This window comes from Ralstonia pickettii (genome assembly GCF_030582395.1).
Taxonomy (GTDB): Bacteria; Pseudomonadota; Gammaproteobacteria; order Burkholderiales; family Burkholderiaceae; genus Ralstonia; species Ralstonia pickettii_D.
In genome coordinates this window covers 293,904-307,159 of record NZ_CP104381.1, presented here as the reverse complement: position 1 = coordinate 307,159, position 13,256 = coordinate 293,904, and the positions used below count along the sequence as shown (strand labels likewise).

Annotated in this window: 15 protein-coding genes and 1 tRNA gene; 11 read left to right on the top strand and 5 right to left on the bottom strand. The window is 61.2% G+C overall.

Annotated features, from left to right (window positions below):
* Position 1: 1 nt before the first annotated feature.
* From ispE to N5B55_RS01415, 6 genes are all read left to right on the top strand, one after another.
* Positions 2-871 carry a 4-(cytidine 5'-diphospho)-2-C-methyl-D-erythritol kinase gene (gene ispE / locus N5B55_RS01440; RefSeq protein WP_304538913.1) on the top strand — a complete coding sequence of 290 codons (870 nt, stop codon included), beginning with the start codon at positions 2-4 and terminating at the stop codon, positions 869-871.
* A gap of 50 nt (positions 872-921) precedes the next feature.
* Positions 922-998, top strand: a tRNA-Gln gene (locus tag N5B55_RS01435).
* A 78-nt stretch (positions 999-1,076) separates the two neighbouring features.
* A complete protein-coding gene (locus N5B55_RS01430) occupies positions 1,077-2,027 on the top strand; it encodes a ribose-phosphate pyrophosphokinase (RefSeq protein ID WP_004633415.1) in 951 nt (316 codons plus the stop codon).
* Between the two features lie 152 nt (positions 2,028-2,179).
* The gene (locus N5B55_RS01425) at positions 2,180-2,806 is read left to right on the top strand and encodes a 50S ribosomal protein L25/general stress protein Ctc (RefSeq protein ID WP_037027681.1); all 627 of its coding nucleotides are present in this window, start codon (positions 2,180-2,182) and stop codon (positions 2,804-2,806) included.
* A 169-nt stretch (positions 2,807-2,975) separates the two neighbouring features.
* Positions 2,976-3,578, top strand: a complete 603-nt coding sequence (pth, locus tag N5B55_RS01420) for an aminoacyl-tRNA hydrolase (RefSeq protein ID WP_304538912.1) — start codon at positions 2,976-2,978, stop codon at positions 3,576-3,578.
* A 24-nt stretch (positions 3,579-3,602) separates the two neighbouring features.
* Positions 3,603-4,241, top strand: a complete 639-nt coding sequence (locus tag N5B55_RS01415; RefSeq protein WP_065858763.1) for a DUF4124 domain-containing protein — start codon at positions 3,603-3,605, stop codon at positions 4,239-4,241.
* A gap of 69 nt (positions 4,242-4,310) precedes the next feature.
* On the opposite strand, the gene N5B55_RS01410 is transcribed toward N5B55_RS01415, so the two are convergent.
* The 5 genes from N5B55_RS01410 to N5B55_RS01390 all read right to left on the bottom strand — a co-directional run bounded on the left by N5B55_RS01410 (position 4,311) and on the right by N5B55_RS01390 (position 8,925).
* Positions 4,311-4,574, bottom strand: coding sequence for a YfhL family 4Fe-4S dicluster ferredoxin (locus tag N5B55_RS01410; RefSeq protein WP_004633424.1), 264 nt, complete (start codon positions 4,572-4,574; stop codon positions 4,311-4,313).
* Between the two features lie 50 nt (positions 4,575-4,624).
* Complete coding sequence (gene coaD / locus N5B55_RS01405) at positions 4,625-5,128, bottom strand: pantetheine-phosphate adenylyltransferase (protein WP_004633426.1); 504 nt, start codon at positions 5,126-5,128, stop codon at positions 4,625-4,627.
* Positions 5,129-5,325: 197 nt separating this feature from the next.
* Positions 5,326-5,982 (bottom strand): 16S rRNA (guanine(966)-N(2))-methyltransferase RsmD, encoded by a 657-nt coding sequence (gene rsmD, locus N5B55_RS01400; RefSeq protein ID WP_304538911.1) that lies wholly within the window; start codon positions 5,980-5,982, stop codon positions 5,326-5,328.
* Positions 5,983-6,076: 94 nt separating this feature from the next.
* Positions 6,077-7,429: a M16 family metallopeptidase gene (locus tag N5B55_RS01395; RefSeq protein WP_304538910.1), complete on the bottom strand. Its 1,353-nt coding sequence runs from the start codon at positions 7,427-7,429 to the stop codon at positions 6,077-6,079.
* The gene (locus tag N5B55_RS01390; protein WP_178959244.1) at positions 7,429-8,925 is read right to left on the bottom strand and encodes a M16 family metallopeptidase; all 1,497 of its coding nucleotides are present in this window, start codon (positions 8,923-8,925) and stop codon (positions 7,429-7,431) included. Before N5B55_RS01390 ends, N5B55_RS01395 begins: the two co-directional genes overlap by 1 nt.
* 60 nt (positions 8,926-8,985) lie before the next feature.
* Between N5B55_RS01390 and ftsY the strand changes: the two genes are divergently transcribed.
* From ftsY to N5B55_RS01365, 5 genes are all read left to right on the top strand, one after another.
* The gene (gene ftsY / locus N5B55_RS01385; protein ID WP_304538909.1) at positions 8,986-10,194 is read left to right on the top strand and encodes a signal recognition particle-docking protein FtsY; all 1,209 of its coding nucleotides are present in this window, start codon (positions 8,986-8,988) and stop codon (positions 10,192-10,194) included.
* Between the two features lie 263 nt (positions 10,195-10,457).
* Positions 10,458-10,820, top strand: a complete 363-nt coding sequence (locus tag N5B55_RS01380) for a PAAR domain-containing protein (RefSeq protein ID WP_304538908.1) — start codon at positions 10,458-10,460, stop codon at positions 10,818-10,820.
* An 11-nt stretch (positions 10,821-10,831) separates the two neighbouring features.
* Positions 10,832-11,443 carry a PAAR domain-containing protein gene (locus N5B55_RS01375; protein WP_012761080.1) on the top strand — a complete coding sequence of 204 codons (612 nt, stop codon included), beginning with the start codon at positions 10,832-10,834 and terminating at the stop codon, positions 11,441-11,443.
* Positions 11,440-12,063, top strand: coding sequence for a hypothetical protein (locus tag N5B55_RS01370; RefSeq protein ID WP_304538907.1), 624 nt, complete (start codon positions 11,440-11,442; stop codon positions 12,061-12,063). Before N5B55_RS01375 ends, N5B55_RS01370 begins: the two co-directional genes overlap by 4 nt.
* A 74-nt stretch (positions 12,064-12,137) precedes the next feature.
* The gene (locus N5B55_RS01365; protein ID WP_258035441.1) at positions 12,138-12,602 is read left to right on the top strand and encodes a hypothetical protein; all 465 of its coding nucleotides are present in this window, start codon (positions 12,138-12,140) and stop codon (positions 12,600-12,602) included.
* Positions 12,603-13,256 lie beyond the last annotated feature (654 nt).

Below are 13,256 nucleotides of genomic sequence, written 5' to 3'. Positions count from 1 at the left end.
CATGTCTTCCGCCCCCGTCGAGCTGCGTGATTGCCCCGCGCCGGCCAAGCTCAACCTCTTCCTGCACGTGGTTGGTCGCCGCCCCGATGGCTACCACCTGCTGCAAACCGTCTTCCAGTTGATCGACTGGTGCGACACGCTGCATTTCGCGCGCCGCACCGACGGTCGTCTCGTACGCACCACGGATATCCCCGGCGTGCCTGCCGATGACGACCTCATCATCCGCGCCGCGCGCCTGCTGCAAGCAGAAGCGGGCTGCACCTTCGGCGTCGACATCGCGATCGAGAAATGCCTGCCGATGGGCGGTGGCATTGGCGGCGGGTCATCTGATGCCGCCACCACGCTGCTTGCGCTTAATCGTCTCTGGGGCCTTGATCTGCCACGCACGCAACTGATGGCGCTCGCCCTAAAGCTGGGCGCCGACGTGCCCTTCTTCGTGTTCGGCCAGAACGCCTTCGCCGAGGGGATCGGCGAAGAACTCACGCCGGTCACGCTGCCGCCGGCTGCCTTCGTGGTGATTCACCCACGCGTGCATGTGCCGACCCCTGCAATTTTTTCCGATGAAGGGTTGACACGCGATACGCCACTCACCATAATTACGGACTTTCCTGACCAACAAATTGTTTTCGCTTACGGTCGCAACGACCTGCAGGCGGTGGCGGAAAGGAAATACGGCGAAATCGCCCGAGCACTTGTCTGGCTGCGTCAGTTCAGCCCTCTGGCAAGAATGACCGGATCCGGCGCCTGCGTATTTGCTCCGTTCGACAACGTTGAGCAGGCGCAAGCGGTGGCGGATCAGGTGCCTTCCGAATGGGAAGGTCGGTGTGCGGCAGGTCTGTCGCATCATCCGCTCGCAAGATTTGCTGTGTAAGGTTTGCAGTTATTGCTTCTGCAATGGAAGCAGTAACCGATCGGTTGTGTAGGGGCGTCGCCAAGCTGGTTAAGGCACCGGATTTTGATTCCGGCATGCGTAGGTTCGAATCCTTCCGCCCCTGCCATTTTCTTCCTTATGTTCCCAGCAATAGCCCGGTTGGTTCCGACCAGCCGGCGCGTCTGAAGTCAAAACAGGTGCCCCGATGAGCAGCGAAGGCTTGATGGTTTTTACCGGCAATGCCAACCCCAAACTCGCAGAAGCTGTCGTCAAGCACCTGGGCATTCCGCTAGGTAAGGCCCTCGTCGGCCGATTCTCCGATGGTGAAGTCCAGGTCGAGATCCAGGAAAACGTGCGCGGCAAGCACGTGTTCATCCTGCAATCCACCTGCGCCCCCACCAACGACAACCTGATGGAATTGATGGTGATGGTCGATGCGCTCAAGCGTGCGTCTGCCCGTCGCATCACGGCCGCCATCCCCTACTTCGGCTATGCCCGCCAGGATCGTCGCCCGCGTTCGGCGCGTGTGGCCATCACGGCCAAGGTCGTTGCCAACATGCTGGAAGTCGCCGGCGTCGAGCGCGTGCTGACGATGGACCTCCACGCTGACCAAATCCAAGGCTTCTTCGATATCCCGGTCGACAACATCTACGCGTCGCCGATCCTGCTCGAAGACCTGCGCAAGAAGAACTACGAAGACCTGCTGGTGGTATCGCCCGACGTCGGCGGCGTGGTGCGCGCACGTGCGCTCGCCAAGCAGCTCGGCGTGGACCTGGCGATCATCGACAAGCGTCGCCCGAAGGCCAACGTGGCTGAGGTGATGAACATCATCGGTGAAGTCGACGGCCGCAATTGCGTGATCATGGATGACATGATCGACACCGGCGGCACGCTGTGCAAAGCCGCGCAGGTGCTGAAGGAGCGCGGTGCCAAGCAAGTGTTCTCGTATTGCACGCATCCGGTACTGTCGGGCGGCGCCGCTGCTCGCATTGCAGACTCGGCGCTCGACGAAGTCGTCGTGACCGACACCATCCCGCTGCGCGAAGACGCCATCAAATGCGGCAAGATCCGCCAGCTCTCGACCGCCCCGCTGCTGGCCGAGACCTTCACCCGCATCGTGCGCGGTGACTCCATCATGTCGCTGTTTGCTGAATAATTCGGCATCCGAGCAGCTTACTGTTATAATTCAAGGCTTTACTGCGGAAAACGTCGGTTAGACGGCACTTCTGCGGTGTCCGCGGGGCGCAATATGGCGCCCCGTTCACCAGACGGCTTGGTCGCGAGTCGTCTTTTTCGTTTGGAGCAATCATGAAAGTTGTCGCTTTCGAGCGTAGCGTTCAGGGCACTGGTGCGAGCCGCCGCCTGCGCAATTCCGGCAAGACCCCGGCCATCATTTACGGCGCGGGCGCCGAGCCGAAGCTGATCGAACTCGATCACAACGCGCTGTACCACGCGCTGAAGAAGGAAGCCTTCCACTCGTCGATCCTCGACATCGAAGTGGCTGGCAAGGTGGAAAAGGCGCTGCTGCGCGACTTCCAACTGCACCCGTTCAAGCAACTGGTTCTGCACGTCGATTTCCAACGTGTGTCGGCCAAGGAAAAGATCCACGTCAAGGTGCCGCTGCACTTCCTGAACCAGGAAACCGCACCGGGCGTGAAGCTGGGCCACGGCATCGTGAACCACATCCTGAACGACGTGGAAGTGTCGTGCCTGCCGGCCGACCTGCCGGAGTTCATCGAAGTGGATCTGGGTTCGCTGGAAATCGGCCAGACCCTGCACATCGCTGACCTCAAGCTGCCGAAGGGCGTGACCATCCTCACCCACGGTGGCGATGAGAACCCGGCTGTTGCCAACATCAGCGTGCCGGCTGGCGAGAAGTCCGCTGCCGCCGAAGAAGGCGCTGCTGCTGCAGGCGAGGACAAGCCGGCAGCCTAAGTTGCCGCACCTCGCACTTCGGTGCGAGCAAAGAAAGCCCGCCGAGCCAGTCTCGCCGGGCTTTTTTTCTGCCTGAGCGGGGCGAGCCGCACCGCCTCCAGGCTAGGGAAAGCAGCTATGCTTGTACGATCAAGGGGCGCTGCCTGCACCTCAACCTGATACGAATCGCATGATCAAACTCATCGTCGGCCTCGGCAATCCGGGCGCCGAGTATGCGGCGACGCGACACAACGCCGGCTTCTGGCTGGTCGACCAACTCGCGCGCATGGGCAATGTGACACTGCGCAACGAGACGCGCTTTCACGGCTATGCAGCGCGCGCCAACCTCTGGGGCAACGAGGTGTGGCTGCTCGAGCCACAGACCTTCATGAACCGCTCCGGCCTGGCTACCGTCGCACTGGCCCGCTTCTACAAGGTCATGCCCGATGAGATCCTGGTCGTGCACGATGAATTGGATTTGCCGCCCGGCGCTGTCAAACTCAAGCTCGGAGGCGGATCCGGTGGACACAACGGCCTGAAGGACATTGCGGCCCATCTGACCACGCAGCAGTTCTGGCGACTGCGGCTGGGCATCGGCCATCCGCGCAATCTCTTGCCGCCGGGCACGGCAGCATCTGGCCAGCATGACGTCGCCAACTTCGTGCTCAAGGCGCCTCGCAAGGAAGAGCAGGACCTCATCGACCGCGCGATCGATCAAAGCCTGGATGCGCTGCCCGAATTGATTGCCGGCAACGCCGAAAAAGCCATGATGCGCCTGCACACGGCACGCTGATCCGCCAACCCCGAGGACACCGCCATGACACCGTTCGCCACTCTCACCTCACGCGCCGCCGTGCTGGCGGGTCTGGCGCTCGGCTTGGCTGCGGCTAGCTTGCCAACGCACGCGCAGGTGTATCGCTGCAGCGAGAACGGTCAGACGACCTATTCCGACCACCCCTGCGGCACGCGCGCGAAGCCCGTGCCGATGATCGACAACACGCCCACGGCCGCCGACCAGAAGGCTGCCCGCGAACGCGCCAGCGCTGAAGCCGCGGAAGTGCAACAGATGGAAACCGCGCGCCGCAAAGCGCAGGCGGCCGAAGACGCTCGCCAAGCCCAGATCGCGGCACAGGCCGCTGAACAGGCGCGCCGCGAGCAACGGCAGAAAGTAGTGGTTGCGCAGGAAGGCGTTCGCTACTGCCATCGCATCTACATTGGGCCGCTGCCCTATCCGCAACCTTATCCGACGCCGATGCCGGTGATCCGCCAGCCTCCTGCGCCGGCTGCTGGCGCAATTCGCCAACCCGGCAATGGCCCCAAGCCGTTCGTGCAGGCACCTGTGGCGCCTTCACCGATCGTGCCGCGCCCCCTGCATCCGCATTACCCGCACTACCGCATCGTCTGCGAGCCGGGCTATGCGTACGAAGGGCCGGAAGATCTGTTGCCGATCCAGTAAGCGCACAGTCAACAGGTTGGTAGGCACCAATGAAAAGAGACGGCTTTGGCCGTCTCTTCTTTTGTCCGTTCACGCCGCCCGTGGTGGTGCGGACGTGAGCTGGGTGTACTTCTGCATCAACTGCTCGTGCGTTTCCTCATGGGCCGGGTCCTTGGGGATGCAATCCACCGGGCAGACCTGTTGGCACTGCGGTTCGTCAAAGTGGCCGACGCATTCGGTACATTTGCCCGGGTCGATCACGTAGATCTCCGGACCCATCGAAATCGCGCCGTTGGGGCACTCTGGCTCGCATACGTCGCAATTGATGCACTCATCGGTGATTATGAGCGCCATGATGCCTTCCTTGAAATAGCCGGCGAGCCAGCGCTCGCCAAAGCGTCATCTTATTCCGATTTGCCCGACCCTTCCGTCTTGCCGGTCTTTTCCTTGAGCCACTTTTCGACCGAGGGGAACACGAACTTGCTCACATCGCCGCCGAGCACCGCAATTTCGCGCACGAACGTGCCCGAGATGAACTGGTATTGATCCGACGGCGTGAGGAACATGGTTTCCACGTCCGGCAGCAGGTAGCGGTTCATGCCGGCCATCTGGAATTCGTACTCGAAGTCCGACACGGCACGCAGGCCCCGCACGATGACGCGCGCGCCGTTCTTGCGCACGAAATCCTTCAAGAGACCAGAAAACCCTTCGACCCGCACGTTGGGGTAATGGCCGAGCACTTCACGGGCGATCTCGATGCGCTCTTCCAGCGCGAAGAACGGCCGCTTGTTCGGGCTCTGCGCCACCCCGACGATCAACTCGTCGAAGATGTTGGACGCACGCCGCACGAGATCCTCGTGGCCGCGCGTGAACGGATCGAAAGTGCCGGGATAAACCGCGATCACCATGGTTCCTCCACCAAGGGGAAAAGAGCATCCGCAAGCGTCGGCGTGGGACGTGGCCGCGCCGGTACTGCGTTCGGACGCCGTTGCGTTGTCGACCGCGGCAGGTCCCGAGCCTGCCGCCTGTGCCACCGATATCCACCAAGCGGACCCGGGTTGCAGGTGCCGCCCGATGCTCATGCATCGGTTGCGAGCGGCGTAGTTTAACCGTTTTTGCGCAGCAACAAATGTGCATGCACCGCACCGGCGCGCAGGTGTTTGTGGAACGTCAGACCGGTAGGCAATTCGGTGCCTGCCATAGGTTCAGCGTCATGTGAATTAGTACTCACATCCACTAATGGCTGCGCTGCTTCAACATAGATGACGCCGCCGGGCTTGACGACCCGTGTCGCTGCCTCCAGCGCACGCAGCGTCCAGTCGTGTGCAAACGGGGGATCGATGAACACCGCGTCGAACGCGGCATCTGGCTGCCGCGCCAGCCAGGCAAAGGCGTCACCGGAAACGATGTCGACCATGCGTGCGTCCAGCTTGTCGCGGATGGCGTGCAGCGCGCGCACGGCCGGGGCGTGGTTTTCGATGAGCGTCACGTGCGCGGCCCCGCGCGAAGCCGCCTCGAAGCCGAGCGCGCCGGTGCCCGCAAAGATGTCGGCGCAGCGCCAGCCGGTCAGGTCCTGACCGAGCCAGTTGAAGATGGTTTCGCGGACGCGGTCGCTGGTCGGGCGCAGGCCATCGGCATCCACCACGGGGAGCGGCGTGCGCTTGTATTGCCCGCCGATGATGCGAACCTGCTGCGGTGCGCGCGCATGCGACGTGGCGGTCTTGGCCTTGGGGCCTTTGGAGCTGGAGGTACGAGGTGCCATGGGCGGGATTTTAGGGGCTGTTGCCCGATAAAACGAGCGCAAACAAAAACCGGCGGGAAATGCCGCCGGTTTTTTCGGATCAAGACGCGGTACGTCAGTTCGCGGCGGCTTTTTCCGGACCGCCCACCACGATCGTCGCCATGGCCTGCGGTTGCAGCGCGCGCTGGAATGCCGTACGCACCTGGTCACGCGTGACGGCCGCGATGCGCTGCGTCCATGTATCCAGATAGTCGAGCGGCAAGTTGTACCAGCCGATGTTGGCCACGTTGTCCAGCAGCTTGCGGTTGCTGTCCAGGCGCAGCGGGAAGCCGTTGACGAGGTTGTCCTTGGCGGCTTTCAGTTCCGCATCGGTTGGGCCATCGGCCACAAACTTGGCAACAGTGTCGCGCACCACGCCCAATGCTTCTTCGGTTTGGTCCTTGCGCGTCTGCAGTGCCAGTTCGAACGGACCAGGCTGTGCGGCGGGCGCGAAATAGCTGCCAATGCTGTACGTCAAACCGCGCTTCTCGCGCACTTCGTTGGTCAGACGCGCACTGAAACCGCCACCACCGAGCACGTAGTTACCGACCAGCAACGGGAAGTAATCCTTGTCGCCGCGTGCGATACCCGGTTGACCGATGATGATGGTCGCCTGCTGCGCCGGGTGCGGAATGCGGATCGTCTCCGCCTTTGCCAGCGGCATCTTCACGTCGGGCAGCGCCGGCGGCGTGGCGCCATCAGCGGGCAGGCCGCGCGTGATCTGCTCGGCGATGGCCTCGGCTTCCTGACGGCTGATCGCGCCGATCAGCGTCACAACCGCGCGCTTGGCCGTGTAGTTGGCCTGGTAGTAACGCAGGATGTCGTCACGCGTGATGCTCTCCACCGTTTCCGGCGAAGCGGTCTGCCCATACGGATGTGTGCCGTAGATGGCCTTGCCGAACGCGCGCTCGGCCAGCACCGATGGCTTGGTCAGGGATTCTCGGATCGCAGCCACCAGGCGCTGCTTGTCCCGCGCGAGCACGGCATCGGGAAAGGTCGGCGCTGAAATGATCTGCGTCATCAGCGCGATGGCCGGGCCGCGCTCAACGGGATCGGACAGCGTGCGCAGACGCAGGCTCGTGCGGTCACCACCGGCGCCGCCGCCGAAGCTCGCGCCCACATCGGCAAACGCATCGGCAATCGCCGCTTCATCGCGGGCGGGCGCATTGCCCTGCGCGGCAACGCCCTTGTCGAGCATGCCCGCTGTGAGCGAGGCGAGGCCCACCTTGTTGGCGGGCTCATAGCGCGAACCCGCATCCACGTCGAGGTTGATGTCGAGCATCGGAATCGACGGGCTCGGTACGAAAAACACGCGCGCGCCGGTCGGCGCCGTCCAGTGTTCGATAGGCAGCGCGGCCAGGGCACTCTGCGCCGCCGCTGCAACAATGGCGACCAGCGCCGACTTCAGGGTCAGAGACATGGCGCGCATCAACGCAGCCCTCCTTCATCGCGCATACCTGGAACAGGCTTGCGCGCCGGTTTGTTGGGATCGATCGGTTGCGGCAGCAGCGTGGCGACGACGAGGTTGTCTTCGTTGAAATACGTCTGCGCCACGTGCTGGATCTGCGCCGACGTCACGGCCTTGATCTTCTCAAGCTGGCGATCGATGGAACGCCACGACAGACCGGTCATCTCGTTCATGCCGATCTCCATGCCCTGGCCGAACACCGAGTCGCGCTTGTAGATCTGCGCGGCCACAACCTGCGCCTTCACGCGCTTCAGTTCAGCGTCGGTCACGCCTTCCTTGGCGATGCGTTCGATCTGCGCGCGCAGCGCCTGTTCGATCTCGGCGGTGGTGTGACCGTCGGCGGGCGTGCCGTCCATCAGGAAGATCGACGGGCCGCGGTTCAGGCCGTCGTAGCCGGCATTGACGTCGTCAGCGATCCGCTTTTCGCCTTTGACGAGCTGGCTCGACAGGCGCGCGTTGTCATAGCCATCGAGCACGGCCGAGAGGACTTCCAACGCATACGGATCGACGTCTTTCTCCACATCGCTCAGGCGCGGCACCTTGTACGCCAGCACAACGTACGGGTTCTCGGCGGGCGCCTTCACCCAGATGCGCTTCACGCCGATCTGCTTGGGCTCTTCCTGCGCGTAGCGGCGCGGCAACGCATGCGGCTTGAGCTTGCCGTAGGTGCGCTGCGCCAAGCGGAAAACTTCATCGGGGTTCACGTCGCCCGCCACGATCACGGTGACGTTGTTGGGCGTGTACCAGGCGTGATACCAGTTTTGCGCATCTTGCACCGTCATCGTGTCGAGATCGCCCGGCCAGCCGATGGTCGGGTTGCGGTACGGCGCGGCATTGAACAGCGTGGCGAGCATCTGCTCATACACGGTGGAACGGGCGGAGTCGTCGATGCGCATGCGGCGCTCTTCCTTCACCACATTCATCTCCGGCTTGAACTCCTTGTCGGTCAGCTGGAGATTGACCATGCGATCGGCTTCGAGCCCCATCACATCGGCCAGGTGCGATTTCTCGATCTGCTGGAAGTACATCGTGAAGTCACGCGTGGTCATGGCGTTTTCACGGCCGCCCAGCGCCGCCACCCGGCGGGAGAACTCGCCGGGGCCGACTGCCTTGGTACCCTTGAACATCATGTGTTCGAGCATGTGGGCGACGCCGGTGGTGCCGTTGTGCTCGTCGATGCTGCCAGCGTGATACCACACCATGTGCGCCACGGTGGGGGCGCGGTGGTCTTCCTTCACGATGAGTTGCAGCCCATTGGGCAGCTTGTATTCGTGCGTGTCGGACTGGCTGGCGCCCACCTTGGCACCGCTGGCGATGGCCACCGGGCGGCCCGGCGCAGCGGCCAGTTCCTGCGCGCCTACATGGCCGGCCAGCAGGCCCGCCGCCAGGGCCGTCGCGGCCAATTGCCAGACTCGCGACCGAGCCCGGTTTGAAACGATTCGCATGGAAGAGCGCATAAGGGCTGTCTGATAAAATTCGACGCTTGATTCTAACGGCGAAATAGACTGCCTTTTACGATGTTTAGTTTCTGGAAGAAGCGCAAGGCAGAGCCCCAACCGGCCGCCGAACCCACGCCCGCAGCGGCACTCGAAGCCGCGCAGGCGCCTGCCCCGGCTGCCATCCCCGGCGCCATCCCCGGCGCCACCCCCGCCCCCATACCCGCACCGGTTGCAGCCCCCCAGCCCGTCTCTGCGCCGGCTCCCGCGCCCGCACCTGTCGCGGCGCCGGCCCACGTTGCCGTGCCGGACGCACCTGCTGCGCAGCCTGCGCTCGACGTGCAAGCCGGAGACGTCGAAACCGTCCCCACGCCCGCCGTGATCGAACAGGCCCGCAAGGGCTGGATGTCACGCCTGCGCTCCGGCCTGTCGAAGACGAGCAAGGGCCTGACCACACTCTTCGTCGGCGTCAAGGTGGACGAAGCGCTGTTCGAAGAGCTGGAGACCGCCCTGCTGATGGCCGACGCGGGTGTCGACGCCACCGAATACCTGCTGGCCGAACTGCGCCGCCGCATCAAGGCCCAGCGCATCGAAACCTCGGAGGGCGTGAAAACTGCCCTGCGCGACCTGCTCGTCGAGCTGCTGCACCCCCTGGAAAAAACCATGGTGCTCGGCCGCGAACAGCCGATGGTGATCATGATCGCGGGCGTGAACGGCGCCGGCAAGACGACCAGCATCGGCAAGCTGTGCAAGCACTTCCAGACGTACGGTCAATCGGTGCTGCTGGCCGCGGGTGACACGTTCCGTGCCGCCGCGCGCGAGCAACTCGTGATCTGGGGTCAGCGCAACAACGTCACGGTCGTGGCGCAGGAATCGGGCGACCCCGCCGCCGTGATCTTCGATGCAGTGAATGCCGCTCGCGCACGCGGCATCGACATCGTCATGGCCGACACCGCCGGCCGCCTGCCGACGCAGCTGCACCTGATGGAAGAGCTGAAGAAAGTGCGCCGCGTGACCGCCAAGGCGATGGCCACGGCGCCGCACGAAACGCTGCTGGTGATCGACGGCAACACGGGGCAGAACGCCCTTGCGCAAGTCAAAGCCTTTGATGAAGCGCTTGGCCTCACGGGCCTGATCGTCACCAAGCTGGACGGCACGGCCAAGGGCGGCATCCTGGCCGCGATTGCGCGGCAGCGGCCGGTGCCGGTCTACTTCATCGGCGTGGGCGAGCAAGTGGAGGATCTGCAGCCGTTTTCGGCGCGGGAATTTGCGGATGCGTTGTTGGGATAACGTCCTGCGAAACCTTGTTGCACAGAAACGCCCTGAATTGTTCAGGGCGTTTCCATTTGCGGTCGAACTTATCGGTGCTCAGCATTTGCCAGCACACACCAGCACATCGCATGTGTTAAAGCTCAACTAGCCGCCCTCTGATCAGCATGCCCTCTGCGCTGAGTTCAAACATTCAACGAATTGGAATTGTCTGATTGAGATTCAGCGCATGGCGCCGCTCCAATGGAGCACTTCAGCGAAGTGCTCTCATGTGGAGATGGCAGATGCAAAACACACAATCCGGCAAGGTCTACGTCGCGGCGTTCAACGGCGCGAAGAAAGCCAACGGCGGCGAGATCATTCAGGGCTCCTGCAGCATCCGAGATAGCGGACCCACGCTCTTGCTTGTAGGCGATGAAGCTGTCTACCCAGACGGCAGCACGGCCGTCATTACTGCGGGTGCAGGCATTGCACTAGTGGGCGATGACCGGCCTGCTGCCATCATTGGCAGCCCACTAAGCAACGGCGGCACCCTTGTTTCATCGCCAATCATGGCCCTAACTTTCGATGAACCGGCGGACGCGCCCATCATCGGCCTGCTTGACCCGGCATACCGTCCGGAGCCGGCGACCGACAGCGTGATCTGAGGGGGCCGATCATGGAATACATGCGCCCCGGCCTCAGGCATGGTGATTTAACAACGACGGGTGGCGTCATAACTGCCACCGGCAGGATGCGGTTCCACGGCAAAGAGGTGGCTGCGGAAGGGGATCTGGCAACTTGCCCAGCCTGCAAATCCATGGGCTACCTAGTCAATGACGCCTACCCAGCGTTCGGGCTTCCGAGCGGTCGCCAGCTCGCCATTCAAGGTGCGTGGATCTTCTGCAAATGCGCCAATCCCCCTCGCGCCATTGCTTCGACGGACAAGTTTCGGGTTGCGGTGAATCGAGCGGGGAGTATTGCTCAGGGGCATGCCGGAGTGCTGCCGTTGTCATCTGTGCCATCGGGTGCTCCCGACTATGTTCAGCAGCGCGAGTCTGTGCATGACCGTATTCACCCCGACGAGGAAGACATTGTCGAGCAGTACTACGAACTCGTTGATGCAGACACAGGCCAACCCGTGCCAGGTTATCGCTATGACCTGCTAACCAACGGCAAACGTAGTAGCCAGGACGCAGCACTCATTGATGGACGCAGCGTCATCGTGCGTGGCGGACTTTCGATTGGCATTGTCCTGTGGCTCGATAAATCGCGGGAGGCCCAAGCATGAGCCAATCAGCAACATCCGATTTGGCGCCTGAGGAGCGCCTTCTGGCAGCCATCGCGTATGGAGAATCTTCTACACAAAACAAGTACGAAGAGATGGCTGCCCTCGCCAGTGTCATGGTCCGCCAGATGAAGGCTCGCGGCTATCAATCAATCGAAGCTTTCACCTCGAAAGACCCGACGTTTTCGTTTGTACGAACGGACGGAAACAAGCGGTATGCCCTGCTAATGGAGGCCACAGCAGATGAAATTGGGAAGAGCGCACCAATGACCCACGCAGTCAGGGCTGCGAGGAACGCTTTCTCCGGTGGATTTGATTACTCGAATGGCGCCTATTTTTGGGACGGCGCAGATATCAAGTCAAACTATTCGAAGCATTCGAAGGTATGGCATGGCGTGCGCGTCGACCCAGCTCACAACGTGTACGGGATTCCTGATTCAAGGAGAACAAAAATCCTCTACAAGACCGTCAAGAAGAAAGTCAACGGGAAGACGGCCTCAGTGCAAGAAGAGGTAGGTCGATACTCATGGGTCTACGAATCTACGGCGGGCGTTGGCGGCACGATCTTCTGGCGTTACAGCAGAGACTTCGTCAACGTCACTCGCGCAAAGGAGTACAAGTGATTAGATCGATTGCTGCATCGATACTGTGCCTTCTTTCCCTGCAAGCACGCGCTAGCGCTCCATCCGATTCAATCGTGGACAGTTGCCTTCTATTCGACAAGCCGGTCCGCAGCACGATTTCCATCCTTCCGATCGATGGGGCAGAGGTTCTCCAAGATGACTACGAAGTACCCGGTTACACGGTCTTTAGGCCTGGCTTTAAGTCAAACAGTCTCGGCGTTGGCTATGCGACAAGTAAGCACGGCAACGATGATTTCGTGATAGTGGGTCGCCATCGGGGATACATCAGCCGGGCAATCCCACGCGGGCAGTACAAACCTCAACGGATCGAACCGCCTGAACGGGCCCTGTACGCGGTGATTCGCGAGGATGCCCAGCAGTACGTTTGCCTTGTCGAGAGCAACGGCAATGGAAGTGCAGCCTTTGTGCGGTCCGCTTTCGTAGCCCGCATTCCGCCCGACAGAAATGCCGGGCTCACGCTTTATTTCAAGGTGGCGGACATCAAGAAACTCAAGACATTCACTGAGGGCAGTCGCTGATCAACGGATGGGCATTGAAATGCATAGCCTCCTAGGCTACGCGCTGCTACTCCCAGCCACACGGCGTTTATGATGTATCTCACTAAAATAATCGCCCCAATCTTGGTAACCGTATCGGGCTTCGCCTTTTTCTCCTCGAATAACAAATCCGATTGCCTGAAACATCTTGGAGGCGGATATGGGGATGCGCAATGTTACCAAGTATCAAGAATTAATTTTATCAAAGAGAATGAAATAATTTACATGAGTATTTTGAAATCAATTCCCCATGGAAATTTTCATGCTCGGCTACTAGACGAATACATGAATTCGCAATCGCACGCTGAAAAATTTTGCGAGCCGCAACGAGACGCGGGCGCAAAATGGGAAAAGTGTTCCGATGGAACTATGTATCCTGCAATTTATGAGGGATGCCTCCATGAACTCAGGAAGGCACAAAATTCATTCCTTAAAAATATTCTAGAAATGTCAAAATGGTAAGGAAGAGGCAAAATAGAAACATAGATAAAAGCAAAATACGCTTCTCAGCGGGATTTTTCTTTCTTCTCAATTCGAGACTCAGGAGTTATGGCTTCTCGAGGCGAAAAATCCGGTCAAGCACAGCTATAGCCTCCTTGACAACAGCTGCTCGTCGAATGTGGCTGACGTGCTGAA